Source organism: Pseudomonas sp. NFPP12, assembly GCF_900103205.1.
Classification (GTDB): Bacteria; Pseudomonadota; Gammaproteobacteria; order Pseudomonadales; family Pseudomonadaceae; genus Aquipseudomonas; species Aquipseudomonas protegens.
In genome coordinates, this window is the sequence record NZ_FMWW01000005.1 from 243532 (window position 1) to 266981 (window position 23450).

Consider the following 23450-nt stretch of genomic DNA (forward strand, 5'->3'; position numbering starts at 1 on the left):
AGTCAAAACCTTGTGTCAGCGGTTGTCATTCGGGGCCGGGCCCCGGGTGGCCGGCAGGGTGAAGCCGGACACCGAGCGGCGCAGCTGGCTGGCCATCTTCGCCAGGTTGCCGATGCTCTCGGCGGTGGCGGTGGAACCGGACGAAGTCTGCGAGGTGATCTGCTGGATCACGTTCATGGTCAGGGAAATCTGCCCGGCCGAAGAGGTCTGCTGCTGGGCCGCGTTGGAGATGCTCTGGATCAGCGCCGCCAGGGTCTTGGACACGCCTTCGATCTCTTCCAGGGCCACCCCGGCGTCCTGGGCCAGGCGCGCGCCGCGCACCACTTCGGTGGTGGTCTGCTCCATGGAGATCACCGCCTCGTTGGTGTCGGTCTGGATCGCCCGCACCAGCGTCTCGATCTGCCGCGTGGCCGCCGAGGAACGTTCCGCCAGCCGCTGCACCTCGTCGGCCACCACGGCAAAGCCGCGCCCGGCGTCACCGGCCATGGAGGCCTGGATCGCCGCGTTGAGGGCGAGGATGTTGGTCTGGTCGGCAATGTCGTCGATCAGGCTAACGATATCGCCGATCTCCTGGGAAGACTCGCCCAGGCGCTTGATCCGCTTGGCGGTGTCCTGGATCTGTTCGCGGATGTTGTCCATGCCATGGATGGTGTTGTGCACCACCTCGTTGCCCTTGTTGGCGATTTCCACCGAGCGCTCGGCCACCGCCGAGGATTCGGCGGCGTTGGCCGACACCTGATCGATGGACTGGGCCATGTCGTTGATCGCCGTGGAGGCTTCGCAAATCTGCTGGGCCTGGTGTTCCGAGGCTTCGGCCAACTGCATGGCGGTGGCCTGGGTTTCCTGCACCGCGGCGGCCACCTGGCCGGCGGTCAGGTTGATGGTGGCCACCAGGTCGCGCAGCTGGTCGACGGAATAATTGATGGAGTCGGCAATGGTGCCGGTGAAGTCCTCGGTCACCGAGGCGGTGACCGTGAGGTCGCCGTCGGCCAGGTCCTCGATCTCGTCCAGCAAACGCATGATCGCGTTCTGGTTGCGCTCGTTCTTCTCTGCAGTCTCGCGCAACTGGCGGTTGGTCTCGCGCACCATCACCAGGCCGATGAGGATGATCGAAGCCAGGGCCAGCAGGCCCAGGACGTAGCCGCCGATGGTGTCCAGCTTGCGGCTGCCGGCCAGGTTCTCGAAGCCGGTGGCCAGCAGCGAAGCTTCGTCCAGCAGGGTCTGGGACAGGCTGAAGATGTTGCTCGCCGACTCGCGGACCTGGAACAGCTCGGGGGAGGTTTCGAGGATCTCGTCCACGGAGCCGGAGACGAACTCGAACAACTCGGAAATCTCCGCCAGCCGCCCCCGGGCATCCGGGTCTTCCACCTGGCTGATCTTCAGCCCCGGGTTGCCCTGCAACATGCCGTTGAGCACCTGGCCGAAGCGCGCGGCATCGCGACCGAAGGCATCGGCGGCCTGGACCGCGTTTTCGTCGCCGGCCAGCACCGTGTTGACCGCACCGAGAATCCGCTCGGCCAGCAGCGACTGGCGCTGGGCCATGGCCACCTGGGCCGCCGGGGCGCCACGCTGGAGCAGGATCTCGACGACCTTTTCATACTCCACCTGCAATTGCGGCACGGTTTCCGCCAGGGTTGCCGCCACCTGGTGCAGGGACAGCACGGTCTGCTCGCTGGCGAGGATCGCGTCGGTGTTTTTCAGCAGTTTTTCCCAGTCCAGCTGCACCGCGCGCATTTCCTGGCGCAAGGCCACCGGGGCCCCGGGCAGCCCGGTGTCCGGGTCACCCTTTTTCAGGTAGCCCCAGCGCCGGGCGAAATCGTTGCGCGCATCCCCCAGCAGCTTGAACGCCGCAGCCTTGCCCGCCGCCGCTTCGGTGGCGTTCTTGGCAATGCGCTGGGACAGCACCCGCAGCTCGCCGGCATGGCCGATGTACTGTTTGTCGTAGGTGGCCTGGGTATTGAGGTAAGCGAAGTTGGCGAACAACAGCATGATGAACACGATCAGTGCGATGAACAGCACGATGATCTGCGAGCGACTGCGGGAGCCTTCCAGGGGCTTGCCGGTTTTGGCTTTGGTCATCGATCAGGCCTGTGGCGAGCGGGCGGTCCCGCATTCGAGTGCCCGGGGCGCGCGCAACGCCGGGGCAGCATGGGTTGATCCAGGGAAACACGCGCTTCCCGTGGCACGGCCAACGGGTTGCCCAGGCGCCGGGGCGCCCTTCACGCTGCCACCTCCAGGAACCCCGGCGAACGGGCCAGGGCGAAGGGGCTGAAGACCTGCCAGACCTGATCGCGGCGGAACTGGCCCTGCAGGTAGGGGTTGACCGCGGCGTCGGCAAAGTCGGTGATGCCGGGCTCCAGGCTGTCCTGGGCAAAGTGCTGCAGCCCGGCCACCTCGTCCACCAGCAGGCCGGCGAACAGCTCCTTGTACTCCACCACCAGGACCCGCCGCTGCTTGCGCAGGGGCGACAGCTCATGGCCGAAGAAACCGCACAGGTCCATGATCGGCAGCAGCCGCCCGCGCAGGTTGGCTACGCCCTTGACCCAGGGCTTGACCCCGGGCAGCAGGGTGTAGCGCGGCTCGTGCAGGACTTCGCTGATCTCGCCCATGGCGGCCACGTACCAATGCTCGCCCAGGCGAAAGCCGATGCCGCTCCAGCTGTGCTGGCGGGTTTCCTGGGACGGCAGGTCGGCGGCCAGCAAGCGGCAGCGCTGGTCGATCTCCAGCAGCAGCTCGAAGGCGGTCTGGGATTGGCTCATGGCGCGGCTGTCAGCCGGCCAGGACGTTGTTCAGGGTCTTGATCAGGGTCTCTTCGTCCACCGGTTTGGTCAGGTAATCCTTGGCGCCCTGGCGGGTGCCCCAGACCTTGTCGGTTTCCTGATCCTTGGTGGTGATGATGATCACCGGGATATGGCTGGTCTCGGCATCCTTGGTCAACTGGCGGGTCGCCTGGAAACCGTTGAGGCCGGGCATGACGATGTCCATCAGCACCGCGTCGGGCTTTTCTTCCCGGGCCAGGGCCACGCCGTCGGCACCGTTCTCGGCCTTGAGCACTTCATGGCCGTGCTTTTCCAGCATGCCGGTGAGTTTGTACATTTCAGTCGGCGAGTCATCGACGATCAGAATACGAGCCATGGTCTTCCCCATACGGTATAGGCGCGCGGCCTGCTGGCCGGGCGTCGCTGTGCGTGTCTACTGTGGCGCAAGCGCGACAAAGTCCGGGACATGGGCCTTGATCGCGCTCAGCAGTTCTTCCTTGCTGAAGGGTTTGGTCAAAAACTGGTCGGAGCCGACGATGCGCCCCTTGGCCTTGTCGAACAGGCCATCCTTGGAAGACAGCATGATCACCGGGATGGACTTGAACGCGCTGTTGTTCTTCACCAGCGCACAGGTCTGATAGCCGTCGAGCCGCGGCATCATGATGTCGACGAAGATGATGCCGGGGTGATGGTCGACGATCTTCGACAGGGCTTCGAAGCCGTCCACTGCGGTGATGACCTCGCAACCGACGTTCTTCAGCAGCATTTCGGCCGTGCGGCGAATCGTCTTCGAATCGTCGATCACCATCACCTTCAAGGCGTTGGAATGCTGTTCCATATCTGCTCTGCCATCGCCCCAGCGAATGATTTGGTCCGGTACCGCCGGGCAATGGGTGAAACCCTTGAACTTCAAGGCTTGGGCCCGGCCTGCGAGCCTTTTTAGCACACTCTCCCCCCTGCAATCTATGGACCACGCCAGGCAGTGGTTTTTCCTTGACCCAGGCCCTTGTCAGCGCCACTCTGACGCCACTTTTTTTGCCTCGCTCCCACTCATTTTCTTAAAGGAATCCACCCATGAGCGTTCGCGTCGGGATTGTCATGGACCCTATCGCCAGCATCTCCTACAAGAAGGACAGCTCGCTGGCCATGCTGCTGGCCGCCCAGGAGCGCGGCTGGACCCTCTTCTATATGGAGCAGCGCGACCTGTACCAGGGCGACGGCGTGGCCCGGGCCCGCATGCGCCCGCTGCAGGTGTTCGCCAACCCGCAGAAGTGGTTCGAGCTGGATGCCGAGATCGACTGCCCGCTGAGCGATCTGGATGTGATCCTGATGCGCAAGGACCCGCCCTTCGACATGGAGTTCGTCTACTCCACCTACCTGCTGGAACAGGCCGAAAGCGCTGGCGTGCTGGTGGTCAACAAGCCCCAGAGCCTGCGTGACTGCAACGAAAAGCTGTTTGCCACGCTGTTCCCCCAGTGCACCCCGCCCACCGTGGTCAGCCGCCGCGCCGACGTGCTGCGCGAGTTCGCGGCCCAGCATGGCGATGTGATCCTCAAGCCCCTGGATGGCATGGGCGGCACCTCGATCTTCCGCCACCGCGCGGGTGATCCGAACCTGTCGGTGATCCTGGAAACCCTGACCGTGCTCGGCAGCCAGCAGATCATGGCCCAGGCCTACCTGCCGGCGATCAAGGACGGTGACAAGCGCATCCTGATGATCGACGGCGAACCGGTGGATTACTGCCTGGCGCGCATCCCCGCCGCCGGTGAAACCCGCGGCAACCTGGCGGCCGGCGGTCGTGGCGAAGCCCGCCCGCTGAGCGACAAGGACCGCTGGATCGCCGCCCAGGTCGGCCCGACCCTGCGGGCCAAGGGCCTGCTGTTCGTCGGCCTCGACGTGATCGGCGAACACCTGACGGAAATCAACGTCACCAGCCCCACCTGCATCCGTGAAATCGACAACGCCTTCGGCACCAACATCGGCGCGATGCTGATGGATGCCATCGATCAGAAGCTCAAGGCCAAGTGATGTAGAACAACCAAGCACAAACCAACATTGCGTTATCATGCGCCGCCTGTGAAACCGTGATGTTGGTTGTGTGATGCCTCCTGTGATGTCGAACTGCCGATGAGCCTCCCGTCCGATCTGCCCCCCGAGCTTGCCCATAGCGGCGTGCGTGCGGCCGATCGCCTGGGTTTTACCCTGTTCCTGGCGGCGCTCCTGCACCTGGCACTGATCCTCGGCTTGGGCTTTTCCTTCGCCGAGCCCAAGGCCATCAGCAAGACCCTGGAAATCACCCTGGCCACCTTCAAGAGCGAGACCAAACCGAAGAAGGCCGACTTCCTCGCCCAGGACAACCAGCAGGGCAGCGGCACCCTGGACAAGAAGGCCATTCCGAAAACCACCGAAGTCGCACCGTTCCAGGACAACTCGGTGAAGAAGGTCACGCCACCGCCCTCGGTCAAGCCCGAGGTCAAGGACACCGCCCCCAAGGCCGCCGTGGCCACCACCGCGCCCAAGCCGAAAAAGACCGTCACCCAGCGTGAAGAGGTCAAGAAAGACCCGACGCCCAAAGCCCCCACTCCGACGTTCGACAGCTCGCAACTGTCCAGCGAGATTTCCAGCCTGGAAGCCGAGCTGGCCAACGAACAGCAGTTGTATGCCAAACGCCCGCGCATCCACCGCCTCAGCGCCGCCTCTACCATGCGCGACAAGGGCGCCTGGTATAAGGACGAATGGCGCAAGAAGGTCGAGCGCATCGGCAACCTCAACTACCCCGAGGAAGCCCGGCGCAAGCAGATCTACGGCAACTTGCGGCTGATGGTCTCGATCAACCGTGACGGCTCGCTGTATGAAGTGCTGGTGCTGGAGTCCTCCGGGCAACCGCTGCTGGACCAGGCGGCCCAGCGCATCGTGCGCCTGGCGGCGCCGTTCGCACCCTTTACCGGCGACCTGTCGGACATCGACCGCCTGGAAATCATCCGCACCTGGCGCTTCGCCCGGGGCGACAAGCTTTCCAGCAACTGATCGGCCGGCAATCGTCCGCGCGACAGCGCCATGGCCGCACATCGCCAGCTTGTCAGCCGAGCCCGCCACCGCCACACTAGCGCTCATGAAAAATGTCAGCCCAAGCTATCTCAAGCATCATTTCCTGATCGCCATGCCCCATATGGCCGACCCGAACTTTGCGCAGACCTTGACCTACATCGTCGAGCACAACGCCAGTGGTGCCATGGGCCTGGTGATCAACCGCCCCCAGGACCTGAACCTGGCCGATATCCTCGAACAATTGCGCCCTGACCAAGAGCCGTCCCTGCTGTGCCAGCACGTGCCCATTTTCAGCGGTGGCCCGGTGCAGACCGATCGTGGCTTCGTCCTGCACCCCAACGGCCCGGTCTACCAGGCCACGGTGGAACTCGAGGGGCTGTCCCTGTCCACGTCCCAGGACGTGCTGTTCGCCATCGCCGATGGCGTGGGCCCGGCCAAGAGCCTGATCGCCCTGGGCTATGCCGGCTGGGAAGCCGGGCAGCTGGAAGCCGAACTGGCGGACAACGCCTGGCTGACCTGCCCCTTCGACGCCGACATCCTGTTCAACACCAGCAGCGAACTGCGCCTGGAAGCCGCCGCCCGGCACCTGGGGGTCAACCTCAGCCTGCTCACCAGCCAGGCGGGCCACGCCTGATGGCCCTGCGACTGATCCTCGGCTTCGACTACGGCACCAAGCAGATCGGCGTTGCCGTGGGCCAGGCCATCACCGGCCAGGCCCGGGAGCTGTGCACCCTCAAGGCGCAAAACGGGGTGCCCGACTGGAACCAGGTGGAAGCCCTGATCAAGGAATGGAAGCCCGACGCCGTGGTGGTGGGCCTGCCCCTGAACATGGACGGCAGCCCCAGCGATATGTGCGCGCGCGCCGAAAAGTTCGCCCGGCGCCTGAACGGCCGCTTCAATGTGCCTTTCTATACCCACGACGAACGCCTGACCACCTTCGAGGCCAAGGGTGAACGCCTGGCCCGGGGCGGCCAGAAAGGCAGTTACCGCGACAACCCGGTGGACGCCATCGCCGCCGCCCTGCTGCTGCAAGGCTGGCTCGATGAAAACGCCGGTCTGCTGAACACCTGAGACCACATCCTGAAGATGCGCGGCCCCGGGGCTGCGCGCCTCCTGGCCCAACACCAGCCGTAAGTTCCCGCGCCCAGCTGCCCGGCAGCAGGCGCGAGCCCACGAAGGAGCCACCATGAGCCTGCCCAATCCCGCCGCCCTGATCAGCCAGATGGCCGCTGATCTCAACGCCCACCTGGCCCAGCGCGCCATCAGCGAGCCACGCTTCATCGGTATCCGTACCGGCGGCGTCTGGGTGGCCCAGGCCCTGCTGGAAGCCCTGGGCAGCGATTCGCCCCTGGGTACCCTGGACGTGTCCTTCTACCGCGACGACTTCAGCCAGAACGGCCTGCACCCGCAGGTGCGCCCTTCGGAGCTGCCGTTCGAGATCGAAGGCCAGCACCTGGTGCTGATCGACGACGTGCTGATGAGCGGCCGGACCATCCGCGCCGCCCTCAACGAACTGTTCGACTACGGCCGGCCGGCCAGCGTGACCCTGGTCTGCCTGCTGGACCTGAACGCCGCTGAACTGCCGATCCGTCCGAATGTGGTGGGCGCGACCCTGTCGCTGGCCGCCCACGAGCGGGTAAAATTGTCCGGTCCTGCGCCGCTTCAACTCGAGCTCCAAGACCTCGCCCTCTAACTCGCCCTTTTAAGAGTCCATTGCGATGACGCCTCTAGACGCCAAGCGCCCGCTGCAGCTCAACGATCAGGGCCAGCTGCGCCACTTCCTGTCCCTCGACGGCCTGAACCGCGAGCTGCTGACGGAAATCCTCGACACCGCCGACTCGTTCCTCGAAGTCGGCGCCCGGGCGGTGAAAAAAGTCCCGCTGCTGCGCGGCAAGACCGTGTGCAATGTGTTCTTCGAGAACTCCACCCGAACCCGCACCACCTTCGAACTGGCCGCCCAGCGGCTGTCGGCGGACGTGATCACCCTGAATGTCTCGACCTCTTCGGCGAGCAAGGGTGAAACCCTGCTGGACACCCTGCGCAACCTGGAAGCCATGGCCGCCGACATGTTCGTGGTGCGCCACGGCGACTCCGGCGCCGCGCACTTCATCGCCGAACACGTGTGCCCGCAAGTGGCGATCATCAACGGCGGCGACGGCCGTCACGCCCACCCGACCCAGGGCATGCTCGACATGCTGACCATTCGCCGGCACAAGGGCGGCTTCGAGAACCTCTCGGTAGCCATCGTTGGCGACATCCTGCACTCGCGAGTGGCGCGTTCGAACATGCTGGCGCTGAAAACCCTCGGCTGCCCGGACATCCGCGTGATCGCGCCGAAAACCCTGCTGCCCATCGGCATCGAGCAGTACGGGGTCAAGGTCTACACCGACATGACCGAAGGCCTGAAGGACGTGGACGTGGTGATCATGCTGCGCCTGCAGCGTGAACGCATGCAGGGCGGCCTGCTGCCCAGCGAAGGCGAGTTCTACCGCCTGTTCGGCCTGACCACCGCGCGCCTGGCCGGGGCCAAGCCCGACGCCATCGTCATGCACCCGGGCCCGATCAACCGCGGCGTGGAGATCGAATCGGCGGTAGCCGACGGCCCGCACTCGGTGATCCTCAACCAGGTGACCTACGGCATTGCAGTGCGCATGGCGGTACTGTCCATGGCCATGAGCGGGCAGACCGCCCAGCGACAATTCGAGCAGGAGAACGCCCAGTGAAGCTCAGCATTCTCGGCGCCCGCGTCATCGATCCAAGCAGCGGCCTGGATCAAACCACCGATCTGCACCTGGAAGCCGGCAAGATCGTCGCCATCGGCGCCGCGCCTGGCGGCTTCAATGCCGTTACCACCATCGACGCCAAGGGCCTGGTGGCCGCACCCGGCCTGGTGGACCTGAGCGTCGCCCTGCGCGAGCCGGGCTACAGCCGCAAGGGCAGCATTGCCAGCGAAACCCGCGCTGCCGCTGCCGGGGGCGTCACCAGCCTGTGCTGCCCGCCGCATACCAAACCGGTACTGGATACCTCGGCTGTGGCCGAACTGATCCTCGACCGCGCCCGCGAGGCCGGCAACAGCAAAGTGTTCCCCATTGGCGCCTTGAGCAAGGGCCTGGAAGGCGAGCAGCTTGCGGAGCTGATCGCATTGCGTGACGCCGGTTGCGTGGCCTTCGGCAACGGCCTGGAAGGTTTCCGCAGCACCCGCACCCTGTGCCGCGCCCTGGAATACGCCGCCACCTTCGACCTGACGGTGATCTTCCACTCCCAGGACCGCGACCTGGCCGAAGGCGGCCTGGCCCACGAAGGCGCCACCGCCAGCTTCCTCGGCCTGCCGGGTATCCCGGAAAGCGCGGAGACCGTGGCCCTGGCCCGGGACCTGCTGCTGGTGGAACAGAGCGGCGTGCGCGCCCACTTCAGCCAGCTGACCAGCGCCCGCGGCGTGGAGCTGATCGCCCAGGCCCAGGCCCGCGGCCTGCCGGTCACCGCCGATGTGGCGCTGTACCAGCTGATCCTGACCGACGAGGCGCTGATCGACTTCTCCAGCCTGTACCACGTGCAGCCGCCGCTGCGCTCGCGGGCCGACCGCGATGCCCTGCGCGAAGCGGTGAAGTCCGGGGTGGTGCAAGCCATTTCCAGCCATCACCAGCCCCATGAGCGGGACGCCAAGCTGGCGCCGTTCGGCGCCACCGAGCCGGGCATCAGCAGCGTCGAGCTGTTGCTGCCCCTGGCCCTGACCCTGGTGCAGGACGGCCTGCTGGACCTGCCGACCCTGCTGGCACGCCTGAGTGCCGGCCCCGCCGCGGCCTTGCGCCTGCCGGCAGGCAAGCTGGCAGCCGGTGGTGCGGCGGACCTGGTGCTGTTCGACCCGGCCAGTTCCACCGTGGCCGGCGAGCGCTGGCTCTCCAAGGGCGAAAACTGCCCGTTCCTCGGCCATAGCCTGCCGGGCGCGGTGCGCTACACCCTGGTGGACGGGCATATCAGCTATCAGGGCTGATCGCCTGGCAAACACCCTGTAGCCGCTGCCGCAGGCTGCGAACGGCGCCGAAGGAGCCGCCGCTCCTGATGGCGCCCTGCGGCAGTGGCTACAGGCTGCGCCATCACCGCCTGCGCCGATGACGGGATCAACGGCGCTTGGCGTTCTCCAGCGATACCTGATCGTTCAGGGTCCAGAAGTCGTACAGCACCCCCAGGAAGAACAGGCCGCCGGTGAACAGGTAGATCACCCCGCTCAGCCATTTGCCCTGGTACATGCGGTGCACGCCGAAAACCCCGAGGAAGGTCAGCAGAATCCAGGCCACGCTGTATTCCACCGGACCTGCGGTAAAGCGAAGGTCCGCTTCCCGGTCCATGGACGGGATCAGGAACAAGTCGATCAGCCAGCCAATGCCCAGCAGACCGAAGGTGAAGAACCAGATAGTCCCGGTCACCGGCTTGCCGTAATAGAAGCGGTGGGCCCCGGTAAAACCGAAAATCCACAACAGGTAACCGATCACCTTGCTGTGGGTGTCATGGGTGGATGCATCCTGACGATAGGTGTTCATTAAGTGCCTCTTTGCAGGTGATAGATAAATATTCTTAAAAACTTTGTGACTTTTTTACAGGCATTCGACGTGCGGGCAATGTTACCTTCTGTTCCGCCAAAGCCTTGTACTGCCTGACTTCTGACGGTTTTCTGCGTCAAGTTGCCACCTCTTTGCCGAAGTTGACCCCAAGGTTGAATCGACAAACGGCCACGGAAGTGACCTGAAAGCTGTTATAAAGTTGCGCGCTAACCAATAAGAGCCTTGCCTAATGCGTCCATTTTTCAAGACATGGCTAACCATTTGCCTATTAATGCCACTGGCCGCCCACGCCACCAACCGTGAGCAACGACTTCCCAACGTTAATGGCTACACCCCGAAACCTCACGTTTCGACGGTCACCGCCAAGAACAAGAGCACCATCAAGCACCCCACCCGCCTGAGCAAGGCCGACAGCAAGCTGGTGGCCAACAACGCCGGCCGGCCGAGCACCACGGTTCTCAGCCGCGCGGTCAATGTCCTCGGTACACCCTATCGTTGGGGCGGCAGCAGCCCAAGCAAAGGCTTCGACTGCAGCGGCCTGGTGCGCTACGCCTTCAACGATGTCGCCGCCGTGGACCTGCCACGCACCTCCAACGCCATGGCCAGCGGCCACGGGCAGAAGGTCGAGCGCAAGGACCTGAAGCCGGGCGACCTATTGTTCTTCAACATCAAGAGCCGCAAGGTCAACCACGTCGCCATCTACCTGGGCGAAGACCGCTTCATCCACGCCCCGCGGCGCGGCAAGGCAGTGACCATCGATACCCTGAAGAAGCCCTACTGGCAGAGCCACTATGTGGTTGCCAAGCGGGTCTTGCCCAAGGAGCACGCGCCCCTGCGGGTCGTGCAACGCTGATACCCCGCTTCGCCGGCAAGCCGGCTCCTGCACCCACCTGTAGGAGCCGGCTTGCCGGCGAATGCATTTCCAGCCCCGTCAAAAGCTCTCCGGCATCCGCGCCTGCTCCCGCGCCTGATCGCGGCTGATCAGCCCCTGCCCGAGCAATGCCTTGAGGCTCATGTCCAGGGTGCGCATGCCCTGGGCGCCGCCCGTCTGGATCGCCGAATACATCTGCGCCACCTTGTCCTCGCGGATCAGGTTACGGATCGCCGGGCTGCCCAGCATGATCTCGTGCGCCGCTACCCGGCCACCGCCCACCTTCTTCACCAGCACTTGCGCGACCACTGCCTGCAGCGACTCGGCCAGCATCGAGCGCACCAGGGCCTTTTCCTCCCCCGGAAACACGTCCACCAGCCGGTCGATGGTCTTGGCCGCCGACGAGGTGTGCAGGGTGGCCAGTACCAGGTGCCCGGTTTCCGCGGCGGTCAGGGCCAGGCGGATGGTTTCCAGGTCCCGCAGTTCGCCCAGCAGGATCACGTCGGGATCTTCCCGCAGCGCCGCACGCAAGGCCGTGGCGAAGCTCTGGGTATCGCGCTGCACTTCGCGCTGGTGCACCAGGCAGTTCTTCTGCGGATGCACGAATTCGATAGGGTCTTCGATGGTCAGGATGTGCTGCTGGCGGTGCTGGTTCAGGTGGTCGATCATCGCCGCCAGTGTGGTGGACTTGCCGCTGCCGGTGGGCCCGGTCACCAGCACCAGCCCGCGGGGCGCCTCGGTAATCTGCCGAAACACTTCCCCCAGCCCCAGCTCCTCCAGGCTCTGTACCCGCGCGGGAATCAGGCGCAGCACCGCACCGACGCCCCGGGCGTGCCGGAAGGCATTGACCCGAAACCGCGCCACACCCGGCAGTTCATGGGCGAAATCCAGGTCATTGCGGGCGGCGAACGCCTGGCGCTGTGCTTCGCTCATCAGTTCATGGATCAGCGCCTGCACCTGTGGCCCTTCCAGGGCCGGGCCCGGCAGCGGGCGAATATCGCCATCGATGCGCAACATCGGCGCCAGCCCGGCGGACAGATGCAGGTCCGAAGCGCCCCGGGAAGCGCTCAAGCGCAAGAGTTCGGTGATGTCCATAGTGCCCCCCAATTCCAGTAGAATGCCGCGAGCTTCAGACCCGCCCGCGCCTGGCAGATTCAATGGCCAGGCCGCGGACGATGCCCGACGCGACCCTTGAGCGTGGCTCGGGCCGGCGGAGAATCGAGGTCTGGTGGATTCACGCGGCAGCCGGTGGCCAGGGCCGCCGGTACTTTTGAGACGAAATCGAATGTCCACGATAGCAGACAACATTTCCCAGGTAGCCGAGCGCATCCGCAACGCCTGCCAGGCCGTACAGCGCGACCCGCACAGCGTCCAGCTGCTGGCCGTGAGCAAGACCAAGCCCGCCGCCGCCCTGCGCGAGGCCCATGCCGCCGGCCTGCGGGATTTCGGCGAGAACTACCTGCAGGAAGCCCTGGGCAAACAGCAGGAACTGGCCGACCTGCCCTTGAGTTGGCACTTCATCGGCCCCATTCAGTCGAACAAGACTCGTGCCATTGCCGAGCATTTTGACTGGGTGCACTCCGTGGATCGCTTGAAAATCGCCCAACGCCTGTCCGAACAACGCCCGGCCGAGTTGCCGCCACTGAACATCTGCATCCAGGTGAACGTCAGTGGCGAAGCCAGCAAGTCCGGCTGCGCCCCGGCCGACCTGCCGGCCCTGGCCAGCGCCATCGGTGCCTTGCCACGCCTGCAACTGCGGGGGTTGATGGCGATTCCCGAGCCTACCGAGGACCGCACTGCCCAGGACGCCGCCTTCGCCGCGGTACAACGCCTGAACAACGACCTGCGGGACAGCCTCAAGCTGCCCCTGGATACCCTTTCCATGGGCATGAGCCACGACCTCGAAGCGGCCATTGCCCAAGGCGCCACCTGGGTGCGGATCGGTACCGCGCTGTTCGGTGCCCGCGACTACAGTCAGTCCTGATGCGACTGACCCCGACCTCTTGTAAGGACCTGTCATGAACACGACTCGTATCGCTTTTATCGGTGCCGGCAACATGGCGGCCAGTCTCATCGGCGGCCTGCGGGCCAAAGGCCTGGAGGCCTCGCAGATCCGCGCCAGCGACCCGGGCGAGCAGACCCGCGAGAAAGTCGCGGCCGAACATGGCATCCAGGTGTTTGCCGATAACGCCGAGGCCATAGAAGGCGTCGACGTGATCGTCCTGGCGGTCAAGCCCCAGGCCATGAAAGCCGTGTGCCAAGCCCTGCGCCCGAGCCTGAAGCCGCAACAGCTGGTGGTGTCCATCGCCGCCGGCATCACCTGTTCGAGCATGAACAGCTGGCTCGGCGCCCAGCCCATCGTGCGCTGCATGCCCAATACCCCGGCACTGCTGCGCCAGGGTGTCAGCGGCCTGTACGCCACCGCCGAAGTCAGCGCCCAGCAACGCCAGCAGGCCGAGGAGCTGCTGTCCGCAGTGGGTATCGCCCTGTGGCTGGACCAGGAGCAGCAACTGGACGCAGTGACTGCCGTCTCCGGCAGTGGCCCGGCGTATTTCTTCCTGCTGATCGAAGCCATGACCGCCGCTGGCGAGAAGCTCGGCCTGCCCCGGGAAACCGCCGCCCAGCTGACTCTGCAGACCGCCCTGGGCGCCGCCCACATGGCGGTCTCCAGTGACGTTGACGCCGCCGAGCTGCGCCGCCGCGTGACTTCACCGGCAGGCACCACGGAAGCGGCCATCAAGTCGTTCCAGGCCGGTGGCTTTGAAGCCCTGGTGGAAAAAGCATTGGGTGCCGCTGCGCACCGCTCGGCCGAAATGGCCGAACAACTGGGCCAATAAGGAGCCAATGATGATTGGATTGAACACCGCTGCGGTGTATGTGCTGCAAACCCTGGGCAGCCTGTACCTGCTGATCGTGCTGATGCGTTTCGTCCTGCAACTGGTGCGCGCCAACTTCTACAACCCGCTGTGCCAGTTCATCGTGCGGGCCACCCAGCCGCTGCTCAAGCCGATGCGCCGGGTCATCCCGAGCATCGGCGGCCTGGACATGTCCTCGCTGCTGCTGGCGATCCTGGTGCAACTGGCCCTGATGGCCCTGACCCTGCTGCTGACCTACGGCACCACCGGCAACCCGCTGCAACTGCTGATCTGGTCGATCATCGGCGTCACCGCGCTGTTCCTGAAGATCTTCTTCTTCGCCCTGATCATCAGCGTGATCCTGTCCTGGGTCGCCCCTGGCAGCCACAACCCCGGCGCCGAACTGGTGAACCAGATCTGCGAACCCGCCCTGGCCCCGTTCCGTCGCATCCTGCCGAGCATGGGCGGCCTGGATATCTCGCCGATCCTGGCATTCATGGTGCTCAAGCTGCTGGACATGCTGGTGATCAACAACCTGGCGGCCATGACCATGATGCCGGACATCCTGCGCCTGCTGATCTGACCCGGGCGGCCTGCATGAGTTATTACCGCTGGGACGGTGACGATCTGATCCTCGATTGCCACCTGCAACCCAAGGCCAGCAGCGACGAGTTCGCTGGCCTGCACGGCGAGCGGTTGAAGATCCGCCTCACCGCGCCACCAGTGGAAGGCAAGGCCAATGCGCACCTGATGGCGTTCCTGGCCAAGGCCTTTGGCATTCCCAAGAGCAACGTCAGCCTGGTCAGCGGTGAACTGAACCGGCAGAAGCGGGTGCGCCTGCAAGCGCCGAAGAAGCTGCCGGACCTGCCGGGGCTGGCTCGTCCCGCCTGATTCGCCGGCAAGCCGGCTCCTGCGCTCCATGTTCACTGCAGGAGCTGGCTTGCCAGCGAACCTCCCACGTCATTTCCCGCAACGAAACACAGCCCCGGGCTTTGCTTGCCGCTGGGGGCAGCGGTCTTTAGACTTACGCCTCATTTAAATGAGAGCAGGGTCGATGCCAACTGCCTTTCCCCCCGATTCTGTTGGTCTGGTCACGCCACAAATAGCGCACTTCAGCGAACCCCTGGCCCTGGCCTGCGGGCGCGCGCTGCCGGCCTACGACCTGATCTACGAAACCTACGGTCAGCTCAACGCCAGCGCCAGCAACGCGGTGCTGATCTGCCACGCCCTGTCCGGCCATCATCACGCCGCCGGCTACCACAGCGTCGACGACCGCAAGCCCGGTTGGTGGGACAGCTGCATCGGCCCGGGCAAGCCGATCGACACCAATAGGTTCTTCGTGGTCAGCCTCAACAACCTCGGCGGTTGCAACGGCTCCACCGGTCCCAGCAGCCTCAACCCGGACACCGGCAAGCCGTTCGGCGCCGACTTCCCGGTGCTTACCGTGGAAGACTGGGTACACAGCCAGGCGCGCCTGGCGGATCGCCTGGGCATCAGCCAGTGGGCTGCAGTGATCGGCGGCAGCCTCGGCGGCATGCAGGCCCTGCAATGGACCATCACCTACCCGGACCGTGTACGGCACTGCCTGGCCATCGCCTCGGCGCCCAAGCTCTCGGCGCAGAACATCGCCTTCAACGAAGTGGCGCGCCAGGCGATCCTCACCGACCCGGAATTCCACGGCGGCTCGTTCCAGGAACAGGGGGTGATCCCCAAGCGCGGGCTGATGCTGGCGCGAATGGTGGGCCATATCACTTACCTGTCCGACGACTCCATGGGCGAGAAATTCGGCCGTGGGCTCAAGAGCGAGAAGCTCAACTACGACTTCCACAGCGTCGAGTTCCAGGTGGAAAGCTACCTGCGCTACCAGGGCGAGGAGTTCTCCGGGCGTTTCGATGCCAACACCTACCTGCTGATGACCAAGGCCCTGGACTACTTCGACCCGGCGGCCAACTGCGACGACGACCTGGCCAAGACCTTCGCCCATGCCACCGCCAAGTTCTGCGTGATGTCCTTCACCACCGACTGGCGCTTCTCCCCGGCCCGCTCCCGGGAACTGGTGGATGCATTGATGGCCGCGCGCAAGGACGTCTGCTACCTGGAGATCGACGCACCGCAGGGGCATGACGCCTTCCTGATCCCGATCCCGCGCTACCTGCAGGCGTTCAGCCACTACATGAACCGCATTACCTTGTGAGGACACGATGAGAGCCGATCTGGAAATCATCCAGGAATGGATCCCCGCCGGCAGCCGCGTCCTCGACCTGGGCTGCGGTAACGGCGAGCTGCTGAGCTGGCTGCAGGAGCACAAGCAGGTCACCGGCTATGGCCTGGAAAACGACCCGGACAACATCGCCGAGTGCGTGGCCAAGGGCATCAACGTGATCGAGCAGGACCTGGACAAGGGCCTGGGCAACTTTGCCAGCAACAGCTTCGACATCGTGGTCATGACCCAGGCCCTGCAAGCCGTGCACTACCCGGACAAGATCCTCGACGAAATGCTCCGGGTCGGCCGCCAGTGCATCATCACCTTCCCCAATTTCGGTCACTGGCGCTGCCGCTGGTACCTGGCCAGCAAGGGGCGGATGCCGGTCTCGGAGTTCCTCCCGTACACCTGGTACAACACGCCGAACATCCACTTCTGCACCTTCGAGGACTTCGAAGAACTGTGCCGCGAGCGGCAAGCCCGGGTGATCAACCGCCTTGCCGTCGATCAACAACACCGCCATGGGTGGGCCAGTAAGCTATGGCCTAATCTCTTAGGAGAGATCGGCATCTACCGCGTCAGCAGTCCCGGCCTGCAAGATCACAAGGTCGCGGTATAAACCACGTTGCATCGAGGAGAACCATCATGGGACGTCTGGTTACATTTCTACTGGCTGCCTGCCTGAGCGTCAGCGCCCTGGCGGCGGACCCGATCAAGGGCGAACGCCAGGAAGTGTTCGGTGACATCACCGTGCACTACAACACCTTCAACTCCACCTACCTGCAGCCTGATATCGCCAGGGCGGCGGAGCTGGTCCGCAGCAAGAACCAGGGCGTGATCAACGTTTCCCTGATCAAGGACGGCAAGCCGCTGGTCGGCCAGGTCAGTGGCACGGTCAAGGACCTGACCAGCAAGAGCATCCCGCTGAAATTCCGCCAGATCACCGAGCAGGGCGCGATCTACTACATCGCCCAGTTCCCGGTGGAGCAGCAGGAAAACCGTACGTTCACCATCAATGTGCAGACTGGTGGTGACACCAACAGCTTCAGCTTCAACCAAGAGCTATTCCCGGGCGAATAATGAACCTCACGCAACTCGTACTGGCCAGCCATAACGCCGGCAAACTCAAAGAACTCCAGGCCATGCTCGGCGCTTCGGTGCAATTGCGCTCGATCGGCGAGTTCAGCAGCGTCGAGCCGGAAGAAACCGGCCTGTCGTTCGTCGAAAACGCCATCCTCAAGGCGCGCAATGCCGCACGCATTTCCGGCTTGCCGGCACTGGCCGACGACTCCGGCCTGGCAGTGGACTTCCTCGGTGGCGCCCCGGGCATCTACTCGGCCCGCTACGCCGACGGCCAGGGCGACGCGGCGAACAACGCCAAGCTGCTCGAAGCCCTCAAGGATGTCCCGCAAGCCGAGCGCGGTGCGCAGTTCGTCTGCGTCCTGGCACTGGTACGGCACGCCGACGATCCGCTGCCGATCCTCTGCGAAGGCCTGTGGCACGGGCGCATCCTTACCGCCGCCAGCGGCGAGCACGGCTTCGGCTACGACCCGCTGTTCTGGGTGCCGGAACGCAACTGCTCCAGCGCCGAACTGGGCCCCGAGGAGAAAAACCAGCTCAGCCACCGCGCCCGCGCCATGGCCATTCTGCGGCAACGCCTGGGCCTGAAATGAGCCACGAGCCCTCCGCGTCGCCGCTGATTCTCGGCGGCGCGCATACGCCCCGGGCGGCGCTGCCCCAGTTGCCGCCCCTGGCGCTGTACATCCACATCCCGTGGTGTGTACGCAAATGCCCCTACTGCGACTTCAACTCCCACGCGGCCAGCCCGACGCTACCGGAAGAGGAGTACGTCGACGCCCTGCTGGCCGACCTCGACCAGGACCTGCACGCCGTGCACGGTCGCGAGCTGAGCTCGATCTTCTTCGGCGGCGGCACCCCGAGCCTGTTCAGCGCCCAGGCCCTGGGTCGGCTGCTCAAGGGCGTGGAACAGCGCATCCGGTTTGCCCCCGACATCGAAATCACCCTGGAAGCCAACCCCGGGACCTTCGAGCAGGAAAAATTCACCGCCTACCGCGCCTTGGGCATCAACCGCCTGTCCATCGGCATCCAGAGTTTCCAAGAACAGAAGCTCAAGGCCCTGGGCCGCATCCACAACGGCGATGAAGCGATTCGCGCCGCTGGCATGGCGCGCCAAGCCGGGTTCGACAACTTCAACCTGGACCTGATGCACGGCCTGCCGGACCAGTCCCTGGACGATGCCCTGGGCGACCTGCGCCAGGCCATTGCGATGAAGCCGACCCACCTGTCCTGGTACCAGCTGACCCTGGAGCCCAACACGGTGTTCTGGAACCAGCCACCGGTACTGCCGGAAGACGACACCCTGTGGGACATCCAGGAAGCCGGACAGGCCCTGCTGGCCGAACACGGCTATGCCCAGTACGAAGTCTCGGCCTACGCCCAGCCCGGGCGCGCGGCGCGGCACAACCTGAACTACTGGAGCTTTGGCGACTTCATCGGGATCGGCGCCGGTGCCCACGGCAAACTCAGCCACCCGGACGGGCGCATCCTGCGCACCTGGAAGACCCGCCTGCCCAAGGACTACCTGAACCCGGCCAAGCAGTTCAAGGCGGGCGAGAAGGCCCTGGGCAACGAAGAGCTGCCGTTCGAGTTCCTGATGAACGCCCTGCGCCTCACCGATGGCGTGGACGCTGAGCTGTTCGCCCAACGCACCGGCCTGGACCTGGTCAGCCTCGCCGAAGGTCGGCGCCAGGCCGAACAAAGCGGCTTGTTGCAGGTCGAACCGTCACGCCTGGCGGCCACGGCCCGCGGGCAACTTTTTCTCAATGACCTGCTGCAATACTTTCTGATCTAAGGAAATCACATGGATCTGGTACTCGACCTGCTCGCCACCGTGTCCCGCTGGAGTCGCAGCAACCTCTCGGAAATCGCCCTGGCACTGGTGGGCTGCCTGCTGGTGCTGTTCGGCGCGGACATCAAGGGCTGGGTCGAACAGCGCCTGGGCGGCATCGCCGGCGCCCTGCGGGTGCCGCTGATGGCCCTGCTGTGCATGGTGGGCAGCGGCCTGGCGCTGATCTACGCCACACCGTGGATCGTCCGCGGCCTGAGCCAGTTCAACAACTACAGCCTGGCGCCAGTGCTGTTGGTGGTGCTGGTGCTGATTGGCGTGGTCGCTGATCGTCGTTAATTCGCAGGGCCCCTTCGCCGGCAAGCCGGCTCCTACACCAAGCCGGCGAACGCAATCCAACGGCTGCCCCCGTTATCAAGGAAGAACATGAGCAAGAAAGTCATCGAGGACACCAGCAAGTTCCTCAGCTATGTGCTGCGCCACGAGCCCCAGGCCATCGGCCTGGAACTGGACAGCGAAGGCTGGGGCGATATCGACGCGCTGATCAGCGGTGCAGCCAAGAACGGCCGGCAACTGAGCCGGGAACTGATCGAGCTGGTGGTCGAAGGCAACGACAAGAAGCGCTTCGCCCTCTCGGCTGACAGCCGGCGGATTCGTGCCGTTCAGGGGCATTCCAACAAGGCCGTGCAATTGCAGCTTGAGGCAAAGCAACCGCCCGCCGTGCTCTTCCACGGCACCGCCACGCGCTTCATGGATTCGATCAACGAAAAGGGGCTGATCCCGGGTTCACGGCACCACGTGCACCTGTCCCAGGAAATCGACACCGCCCGGGCCGTGGGCCAGCGCTATGGCAAGGTGGTGATCCTGCAGATCGACGCCCAGGCCATGCAGGCCCAGGGCTTCACCTTCTATCAGGCAGAGAATGGGGTGTGGCTGACCGACCAGGTGCCGGTCGGCTTCATCAAAGCCCTGTAGGAGCCAGCTGGCTGGCGAAGGCGACCTTGAAGGCCTCTTCGCTGGCAAGCGGAACGCCGCCCGGCAGCTCCTACAGCAGCGTGTCCGCGGGGCTCAGGCGAGCTTTTCGAACTTCAAATCCCACACGCCGTGGCCCAGGCGCTCGCCGCGACGCTCGAACTTGGTGATCGGGCGTTCGGCCGGGCGCGGTACACACTTGCCGTCTTCGGCCAGGTTGCGATAACCCGGGGCGACGTTCATCACCTCCAGCATGTATTCGGCATAGGGCTCCCAGTCGGTAGCCATGTGCAGAATGCCGCCAACCTTGAGCTTGCTGCGCACCAGCTCGGCGAAGGAGGCCTGGACGATGCGGCGCTTGTGGTGCCGGCTCTTGTGCCACGGATCGGGGAAGAACAGCATCAGCCGGTCCAGGCTGTTGTCGGCGATGCAGCGGTTGAGCACCTCGATGGCGTCGCAATCGTAGACCCGCAGGTTGGTCAGGCCCTGGGTCAGCACGCCATTGAGCAGCGCGCCGACACCCGGGCGGTGAACCTCAACGCCGATGAAATCCTGCTCCGGGGCCGCCGCCGCCATTTCCAGCAGCGAGTGACCCATGCCGAAGCCGATTTCCAGGGAGCGTGGTGCCGAACGGCCGAACACCTGGTCGTAATCCACCGGGGCGTCGGCCAAGGGCAGCACGTACAGCGGCGCGCCCTGGTCCAGGCCGCGTTGCTGGCCTTCGGTCATGCGCCCGGCGCGCATCACGAAACTCTTGATGCGGCGGTGTTGGCGCTCGTCGCCGGCTTCCGGCTGGATTGGCGTGTCGTTTGATTCAGTCATCAATGGCTCTTACTTGATCAGACCATCCAGCGGCGAAGAGGCGCTGGCATAGAGTTTCTTCGGCATGCGACCGGCGAGGTACGCCAGGCGGCCCGCGACAATTGCGTGTTTCATGGCTTCGGCCATCATCACCGGCTGCTGCGCGTGGGCGATGGCCGAGTTCATCAGCACCGCCTCACACCCCAGCTCCATGGCGATGGTGGCGTCGGAAGCGGTACCGACACCGGCATCCACCAGTACCGGAACCTTGGCTTCTTCAAGGATGATCTGCAGGTTGTACGGGTTGCAGATCCCCAGCCCGGTGCCAATCAGCCCGGCCAGCGGCATGACCGCGATGCAGCCCATTTCCGCCAGCTGGCGGGCGATGATCGGGTCGTCGCTGGTGTAGACCATCACGTCGAAACCTTCCTTGACCAGCACTTCGGCGGCCTTGAGGGTTTCCAGCACGTTGGGGAACAGGGTCTTCTGGTCGGCCAGGACTTCCAGCTTCACCAGGTTGTGGCCATCGAGCAGCTCACGGGCCAGACGGCAGGTGCGCACGGCCTCGACCGCGTCATAGCAGCCGGCGGTGTTGGGCAGGATGGTGTAGCGATCCGGCGGCAGGATATCCAGCAGGTTCGGTTCGCCCGGGTTCTGGCCGATATTGGTCCGGCGCACGGCAACGGTCACGATCTCGGCACCCGAGGCCTCGATGGCCAGGCGGGTTTCTTCCATGTCGCGGTACTTGCCGGTGCCTACCAGCAAACGCGACTGGTACGTCCGACCGGCCAGGACGAAAGGCTTGTCACTACGAACGTTGCTCATCGGAAATCCTCTGTTGGGGTGAGGTTCTTGCAGAATTCTTTATCAGGCCCGGGGCGCTGGTGACCCTCAATCCGGGGCCGGTGAAAGCATGTCGTCCATGAGAGGGCCCGGAGCCGGGCCTGGGCGCTGCGCAGATGGACAGCAGCGCTGTTGAAGCCAGTGACTAGCCGCCGCCGATGGCGTGGACCACTTCTACCTGGTCACCTTCGTTGAGAGCGGTTTCGGCGTGCTGGCTGCGCGGAACGATATCCAGGTTGAGTTCCACCGCGATCCGCCGTCCGGTGAGTTCCAGATGGCTCAGCAGGGCCGCAACGGTCGAGCCGTCGGGCAGTTCAAAGGATTCACCGTTCAACTGAATGCGCATGCCAAGGCCGCCATCATTTTTAGGGGCCAGCATTCTAGCCCGATCATGACCTAAAGGTCAGCTACAAGCGTCAGCCGGCAACTTGCAGGCGCCAGGCGGCAAGCCCCAGCAGGAGCCAGCCGACCAGGAAGGCCACACCGCCGAAGGGGGTGATGATCCCCAGCTTGCTGGTGCCAGTCAGGGTCAGCAGGTACAGGCTACCGGAGAACAGCAGGATGCCCAGGGTGAAGGCAGCGCCGGCCCAGGTCACCAGCCGCCCGGGAATATGAGCCGCCAGCAAGGCGACGCCGAACAACGCCAGGGCATGCACCAGTTGATAGGTAACACCTGTATGAAAAATAGCCAGGTAGTCCGTGCTCAGGCGGTTTTTAAGACCGTGGGCGGCGAAAGCGCCAAGGGCAACCCCGGTGAAACCGAAAAAGGCGGCCAGCATCAGGAAGCCACGCAACATGAGGAACTCCAGTCAGATTCAGCACAAAGGGTCTGTATAATGGCGCGCTCAACGGGTTCGGCCAAGCCATCTCTATGCTGCGTTATCTGTTTCGTCGTCTTGTAAAAGCCTTGATGTGGTTCGTGGTCGGCAGCGTCCTGCTGGTGCTGCTGTTGCGTTTCGTACCGCCACCGGGCACCGCCCTGATGGTGGAACGCAAGGTCGAGTCGTGGATCGACAATGATCCCATCGACCTGCAGCGCACCTGGAAGCCTTGGGATGAAATCTCCGACAACCTCAAGGTGGCGGTGATCGCCGGCGAGGATCAGAAATTCCCCGAGCACTGGGGCTTCGATATCGATGCAATCCAGGCAGCGTTGATCCACAACGAAAGGGGCGGCTCGATCCGTGGCGCCAGTACCCTGAGCCAGCAAGTGTCGAAAAACCTGTTCCTGTGGTCCGGCCGCAGCTACCTGCGCAAGGGACTGGAAGCCTGGTTCACCGCGCTGATCGAGGTGTTCTGGCCCAAGCAGCGGATTCTTGAGGTCTACCTCAACAGTGTCGAATGGGATGAAGGGGTGTTCGGGGCAGAAGCCGCGGCGCGCCATCACTTCGGCGTCAGCGCGGCCAATCTGTCACGCCAGCAAGCCAGCCTGCTAGCCGCTGTCCTGCCCAATCCAAGGGTGTGGAGCGCAGCACGTCCCAGCACTTATGTGATGCAGCGGGCGGGCTGGGTTCGGCGGCAGATGAGCCAGTTGGGTGGAGCCGATTACTTGAATCGGCTGAACGAGTCGCGCAGGGCGCCCTGGGCGGAGTAACCCGGATTTGGCTTTGCGCCGGTTCTTCTTGAGCATGTTCGAGATGGGTGCTGGGCCGGGGATTCGCCGGCAAGCCGGC

At 64.5% G+C, this 23450-nt stretch carries 30 protein-coding genes; 20 read left to right on the plus strand and 10 right to left on the minus strand.

The features are described from left to right. Nucleotides 1-15 precede the first annotated feature (15 nt). The 4 genes from BLS75_RS22220 to pilG all read right to left on the minus strand — a co-directional run bounded on the left by BLS75_RS22220 (nucleotide 16) and on the right by pilG (nucleotide 3597). Nucleotides 16-2079: a methyl-accepting chemotaxis protein gene (locus BLS75_RS22220; RefSeq protein ID WP_092214975.1), complete on the minus strand. Its 2064-nt coding sequence runs from the start codon at nucleotides 2077-2079 to the stop codon at nucleotides 16-18. Between the two features lie 140 nt (nucleotides 2080-2219). Then, a complete protein-coding gene (locus BLS75_RS22225; RefSeq protein WP_011063999.1) occupies nucleotides 2220-2759 on the minus strand; it encodes a chemotaxis protein CheW in 540 nt (179 codons plus the stop codon). Between the two features lie 10 nt (nucleotides 2760-2769). Next, nucleotides 2770-3135 carry a twitching motility response regulator PilH gene (pilH, locus tag BLS75_RS22230; RefSeq protein WP_011064000.1) on the minus strand — a complete coding sequence of 122 codons (366 nt, stop codon included), beginning with the start codon at nucleotides 3133-3135 and terminating at the stop codon, nucleotides 2770-2772. 57 nt (nucleotides 3136-3192) lie between these two features. Next, nucleotides 3193-3597: a twitching motility response regulator PilG gene (gene pilG, locus BLS75_RS22235; protein WP_011064001.1), complete on the minus strand. Its 405-nt coding sequence runs from the start codon at nucleotides 3595-3597 to the stop codon at nucleotides 3193-3195. Between the two features lie 236 nt (nucleotides 3598-3833). Here pilG and gshB point away from each other — a divergent pair, with 236 nt between their 5' ends. From gshB to BLS75_RS22270, 7 genes are all read left to right on the plus strand, one after another. Continuing rightward, complete coding sequence (gene gshB, locus BLS75_RS22240) at nucleotides 3834-4787, plus strand: glutathione synthase (protein WP_015637364.1); 954 nt, start codon at nucleotides 3834-3836, stop codon at nucleotides 4785-4787. Nucleotides 4788-4886: 99 nt separating this feature from the next. Further along, nucleotides 4887-5786 carry an energy transducer TonB gene (locus BLS75_RS22245; RefSeq protein WP_011064003.1) on the plus strand — a complete coding sequence of 300 codons (900 nt, stop codon included), beginning with the start codon at nucleotides 4887-4889 and terminating at the stop codon, nucleotides 5784-5786. Between the two features lie 85 nt (nucleotides 5787-5871). Further along, entirely contained in the window at nucleotides 5872-6441 is a 570-nt protein-coding gene (locus BLS75_RS22250) for a YqgE/AlgH family protein (RefSeq protein WP_041120245.1), read from the plus strand. Beyond that, a complete protein-coding gene (ruvX, locus tag BLS75_RS22255) occupies nucleotides 6441-6878 on the plus strand; it encodes a Holliday junction resolvase RuvX (RefSeq protein WP_072451798.1) in 438 nt (145 codons plus the stop codon). The genes BLS75_RS22250 and ruvX overlap by 1 nt, the downstream gene beginning before the upstream one ends. A gap of 115 nt (nucleotides 6879-6993) precedes the next feature. Next, on the plus strand, nucleotides 6994-7500 hold the full coding sequence (gene pyrR / locus BLS75_RS22260) for a bifunctional pyr operon transcriptional regulator/uracil phosphoribosyltransferase PyrR (protein WP_011064006.1): 507 nt from the start codon (nucleotides 6994-6996) through the stop codon (nucleotides 7498-7500). A gap of 25 nt (nucleotides 7501-7525) precedes the next feature. Further along, a complete protein-coding gene (locus BLS75_RS22265; protein ID WP_011064007.1) occupies nucleotides 7526-8530 on the plus strand; it encodes an aspartate carbamoyltransferase catalytic subunit in 1005 nt (334 codons plus the stop codon). Further along, nucleotides 8527-9798 (plus strand): dihydroorotase, encoded by a 1272-nt coding sequence (locus BLS75_RS22270; RefSeq protein WP_072451799.1) that lies wholly within the window; start codon nucleotides 8527-8529, stop codon nucleotides 9796-9798. Before BLS75_RS22265 ends, BLS75_RS22270 begins: the two co-directional genes overlap by 4 nt. A 127-nt stretch (nucleotides 9799-9925) precedes the next feature. On the opposite strand, the gene BLS75_RS22275 is transcribed toward BLS75_RS22270, so the two are convergent. Next, a complete protein-coding gene (locus tag BLS75_RS22275; protein ID WP_011064009.1) occupies nucleotides 9926-10345 on the minus strand; it encodes an NINE protein in 420 nt (139 codons plus the stop codon). 250 nt (nucleotides 10346-10595) lie between these two features. Between BLS75_RS22275 and BLS75_RS22280 the strand changes: the two genes are divergently transcribed. Then, nucleotides 10596-11219 (plus strand): C40 family peptidase, encoded by a 624-nt coding sequence (locus BLS75_RS22280; RefSeq protein WP_011064010.1) that lies wholly within the window; start codon nucleotides 10596-10598, stop codon nucleotides 11217-11219. A 78-nt stretch (nucleotides 11220-11297) separates the two neighbouring features. Here BLS75_RS22280 and BLS75_RS22285 read toward each other — a convergent pair whose 3' ends face one another. Next, nucleotides 11298-12332, minus strand: coding sequence for a type IV pilus twitching motility protein PilT (locus tag BLS75_RS22285; protein WP_072451800.1), 1035 nt, complete (start codon nucleotides 12330-12332; stop codon nucleotides 11298-11300). Nucleotides 12333-12522: 190 nt separating this feature from the next. Between BLS75_RS22285 and BLS75_RS22290 the strand changes: the two genes are divergently transcribed. The 11 genes from BLS75_RS22290 (at nucleotide 12523) to BLS75_RS22340 (ending at nucleotide 20136) form a co-directional block, all read left to right on the plus strand. Beyond that, the gene (locus BLS75_RS22290) at nucleotides 12523-13221 is read left to right on the plus strand and encodes a YggS family pyridoxal phosphate-dependent enzyme (RefSeq protein ID WP_072451801.1); all 699 of its coding nucleotides are present in this window, start codon (nucleotides 12523-12525) and stop codon (nucleotides 13219-13221) included. Between the two features lie 34 nt (nucleotides 13222-13255). Beyond that, complete coding sequence (gene proC, locus BLS75_RS22295) at nucleotides 13256-14074, plus strand: pyrroline-5-carboxylate reductase (protein WP_072451802.1); 819 nt, start codon at nucleotides 13256-13258, stop codon at nucleotides 14072-14074. A 10-nt stretch (nucleotides 14075-14084) separates the two neighbouring features. Next, a complete protein-coding gene (locus tag BLS75_RS22300; RefSeq protein ID WP_011064014.1) occupies nucleotides 14085-14675 on the plus strand; it encodes a YggT family protein in 591 nt (196 codons plus the stop codon). Nucleotides 14676-14689: 14 nt separating this feature from the next. Then, complete coding sequence (locus BLS75_RS22305; protein WP_011064015.1) at nucleotides 14690-14983, plus strand: DUF167 domain-containing protein; 294 nt, start codon at nucleotides 14690-14692, stop codon at nucleotides 14981-14983. A 163-nt stretch (nucleotides 14984-15146) separates the two neighbouring features. Then, entirely contained in the window at nucleotides 15147-16286 is a 1140-nt protein-coding gene (locus BLS75_RS22310) for a homoserine O-succinyltransferase MetX (RefSeq protein WP_011064016.1), read from the plus strand. Between the two features lie 7 nt (nucleotides 16287-16293). Continuing rightward, on the plus strand, nucleotides 16294-16914 hold the full coding sequence (gene metW, locus BLS75_RS22315; RefSeq protein WP_011064017.1) for a methionine biosynthesis protein MetW: 621 nt from the start codon (nucleotides 16294-16296) through the stop codon (nucleotides 16912-16914). Between the two features lie 26 nt (nucleotides 16915-16940). Next, entirely contained in the window at nucleotides 16941-17375 is a 435-nt protein-coding gene (locus BLS75_RS22320) for a DUF4426 domain-containing protein (protein ID WP_011064018.1), read from the plus strand. After that, a complete protein-coding gene (gene rdgB, locus BLS75_RS22325) occupies nucleotides 17372-17968 on the plus strand; it encodes an RdgB/HAM1 family non-canonical purine NTP pyrophosphatase (RefSeq protein WP_026020234.1) in 597 nt (198 codons plus the stop codon). The genes BLS75_RS22320 and rdgB overlap by 4 nt, the downstream gene beginning before the upstream one ends. Beyond that, nucleotides 17965-19167, plus strand: coding sequence for a radical SAM family heme chaperone HemW (hemW, locus tag BLS75_RS22330; protein ID WP_072451803.1), 1203 nt, complete (start codon nucleotides 17965-17967; stop codon nucleotides 19165-19167). The genes rdgB and hemW overlap by 4 nt, the downstream gene beginning before the upstream one ends. 9 nt (nucleotides 19168-19176) lie before the next feature. Then, nucleotides 19177-19500 (plus strand): DUF3392 domain-containing protein, encoded by a 324-nt coding sequence (locus tag BLS75_RS22335; protein ID WP_011064021.1) that lies wholly within the window; start codon nucleotides 19177-19179, stop codon nucleotides 19498-19500. A gap of 87 nt (nucleotides 19501-19587) precedes the next feature. Beyond that, nucleotides 19588-20136 carry an RNA 2'-phosphotransferase gene (locus tag BLS75_RS22340; protein ID WP_011064022.1) on the plus strand — a complete coding sequence of 183 codons (549 nt, stop codon included), beginning with the start codon at nucleotides 19588-19590 and terminating at the stop codon, nucleotides 20134-20136. Between the two features lie 93 nt (nucleotides 20137-20229). Here BLS75_RS22340 and trmB read toward each other — a convergent pair whose 3' ends face one another. The 4 genes from trmB to BLS75_RS22360 form a co-directional block, all read right to left on the minus strand. Further along, nucleotides 20230-20955, minus strand: a complete 726-nt coding sequence (gene trmB, locus BLS75_RS22345) for a tRNA (guanosine(46)-N7)-methyltransferase TrmB (protein ID WP_011064023.1) — start codon at nucleotides 20953-20955, stop codon at nucleotides 20230-20232. A 9-nt stretch (nucleotides 20956-20964) separates the two neighbouring features. After that, nucleotides 20965-21759 (minus strand): thiazole synthase, encoded by a 795-nt coding sequence (locus BLS75_RS22350; RefSeq protein ID WP_011064024.1) that lies wholly within the window; start codon nucleotides 21757-21759, stop codon nucleotides 20965-20967. Nucleotides 21760-21922: 163 nt separating this feature from the next. Then, nucleotides 21923-22123 carry a sulfur carrier protein ThiS gene (gene thiS / locus BLS75_RS22355; RefSeq protein WP_011064025.1) on the minus strand — a complete coding sequence of 67 codons (201 nt, stop codon included), beginning with the start codon at nucleotides 22121-22123 and terminating at the stop codon, nucleotides 21923-21925. A 70-nt stretch (nucleotides 22124-22193) separates the two neighbouring features. Continuing rightward, nucleotides 22194-22574, minus strand: a complete 381-nt coding sequence (locus tag BLS75_RS22360; RefSeq protein WP_072451804.1) for a DUF423 domain-containing protein — start codon at nucleotides 22572-22574, stop codon at nucleotides 22194-22196. Nucleotides 22575-22648: 74 nt separating this feature from the next. Between BLS75_RS22360 and mtgA the strand changes: the two genes are divergently transcribed. Continuing rightward, entirely contained in the window at nucleotides 22649-23371 is a 723-nt protein-coding gene (gene mtgA / locus BLS75_RS22365) for a monofunctional biosynthetic peptidoglycan transglycosylase (RefSeq protein WP_072451805.1), read from the plus strand. Nucleotides 23372-23450: the final 79 nt, after the last annotated feature.

What these genes read in the sequence shown, in the direction of transcription:
- BLS75_RS22335 (WP_011064021.1), top strand. Translation starts at nt 19,177, where the DNA reads ATGGATCTGGTACTCGACCTGCTCGCCACCGTGTCCCGCTGGAGTCGC.
- gshB (WP_015637364.1), top strand. Translation starts at nt 3,834, where the DNA reads ATGAGCGTTCGCGTCGGGATTGTCATGGACCCTATCGCCAGCATCTCC.
- BLS75_RS22275 (WP_011064009.1), bottom strand. Translation starts at nt 10,345, where the DNA reads ATGAACACCTATCGTCAGGATGCATCCACCCATGACACCCACAGCAAG.
- BLS75_RS22305 (WP_011064015.1), top strand. Translation starts at nt 14,690, where the DNA reads ATGAGTTATTACCGCTGGGACGGTGACGATCTGATCCTCGATTGCCAC.
- hemW (WP_072451803.1), top strand. Translation starts at nt 17,965, where the DNA reads ATGAGCCACGAGCCCTCCGCGTCGCCGCTGATTCTCGGCGGCGCGCAT.
- BLS75_RS22320 (WP_011064018.1), top strand. Translation starts at nt 16,941, where the DNA reads ATGGGACGTCTGGTTACATTTCTACTGGCTGCCTGCCTGAGCGTCAGC.
- BLS75_RS22310 (WP_011064016.1), top strand. Translation starts at nt 15,147, where the DNA reads ATGCCAACTGCCTTTCCCCCCGATTCTGTTGGTCTGGTCACGCCACAA.
- pyrR (WP_011064006.1), top strand. Translation starts at nt 6,994, where the DNA reads ATGAGCCTGCCCAATCCCGCCGCCCTGATCAGCCAGATGGCCGCTGAT.
- proC (WP_072451802.1), top strand. Translation starts at nt 13,256, where the DNA reads ATGAACACGACTCGTATCGCTTTTATCGGTGCCGGCAACATGGCGGCC.
- BLS75_RS22220 (WP_092214975.1), bottom strand. Translation starts at nt 2,079, where the DNA reads ATGACCAAAGCCAAAACCGGCAAGCCCCTGGAAGGCTCCCGCAGTCGC.
- pilH (WP_011064000.1), bottom strand. Translation starts at nt 3,135, where the DNA reads ATGGCTCGTATTCTGATCGTCGATGACTCGCCGACTGAAATGTACAAA.
- BLS75_RS22265 (WP_011064007.1), top strand. Translation starts at nt 7,526, where the DNA reads ATGACGCCTCTAGACGCCAAGCGCCCGCTGCAGCTCAACGATCAGGGC.
- mtgA (WP_072451805.1), top strand. Translation starts at nt 22,649, where the DNA reads ATGCTGCGTTATCTGTTTCGTCGTCTTGTAAAAGCCTTGATGTGGTTC.
- BLS75_RS22360 (WP_072451804.1), bottom strand. Translation starts at nt 22,574, where the DNA reads ATGTTGCGTGGCTTCCTGATGCTGGCCGCCTTTTTCGGTTTCACCGGG.
- BLS75_RS22285 (WP_072451800.1), bottom strand. Translation starts at nt 12,332, where the DNA reads ATGGACATCACCGAACTCTTGCGCTTGAGCGCTTCCCGGGGCGCTTCG.
- thiS (WP_011064025.1), bottom strand. Translation starts at nt 22,123, where the DNA reads ATGCGCATTCAGTTGAACGGTGAATCCTTTGAACTGCCCGACGGCTCG.
- metW (WP_011064017.1), top strand. Translation starts at nt 16,294, where the DNA reads ATGAGAGCCGATCTGGAAATCATCCAGGAATGGATCCCCGCCGGCAGC.
- BLS75_RS22300 (WP_011064014.1), top strand. Translation starts at nt 14,085, where the DNA reads ATGATTGGATTGAACACCGCTGCGGTGTATGTGCTGCAAACCCTGGGC.
- BLS75_RS22280 (WP_011064010.1), top strand. Translation starts at nt 10,596, where the DNA reads ATGCGTCCATTTTTCAAGACATGGCTAACCATTTGCCTATTAATGCCA.
- BLS75_RS22245 (WP_011064003.1), top strand. Translation starts at nt 4,887, where the DNA reads ATGAGCCTCCCGTCCGATCTGCCCCCCGAGCTTGCCCATAGCGGCGTG.
- BLS75_RS22225 (WP_011063999.1), bottom strand. Translation starts at nt 2,759, where the DNA reads ATGAGCCAATCCCAGACCGCCTTCGAGCTGCTGCTGGAGATCGACCAG.
- BLS75_RS22290 (WP_072451801.1), top strand. Translation starts at nt 12,523, where the DNA reads ATGTCCACGATAGCAGACAACATTTCCCAGGTAGCCGAGCGCATCCGC.
- trmB (WP_011064023.1), bottom strand. Translation starts at nt 20,955, where the DNA reads ATGACTGAATCAAACGACACGCCAATCCAGCCGGAAGCCGGCGACGAG.
- BLS75_RS22250 (WP_041120245.1), top strand. Translation starts at nt 5,872, where the DNA reads ATGAAAAATGTCAGCCCAAGCTATCTCAAGCATCATTTCCTGATCGCC.
- ruvX (WP_072451798.1), top strand. Translation starts at nt 6,441, where the DNA reads ATGGCCCTGCGACTGATCCTCGGCTTCGACTACGGCACCAAGCAGATC.
- pilG (WP_011064001.1), bottom strand. Translation starts at nt 3,597, where the DNA reads ATGGAACAGCATTCCAACGCCTTGAAGGTGATGGTGATCGACGATTCG.
- BLS75_RS22350 (WP_011064024.1), bottom strand. Translation starts at nt 21,759, where the DNA reads ATGAGCAACGTTCGTAGTGACAAGCCTTTCGTCCTGGCCGGTCGGACG.
- BLS75_RS22340 (WP_011064022.1), top strand. Translation starts at nt 19,588, where the DNA reads ATGAGCAAGAAAGTCATCGAGGACACCAGCAAGTTCCTCAGCTATGTG.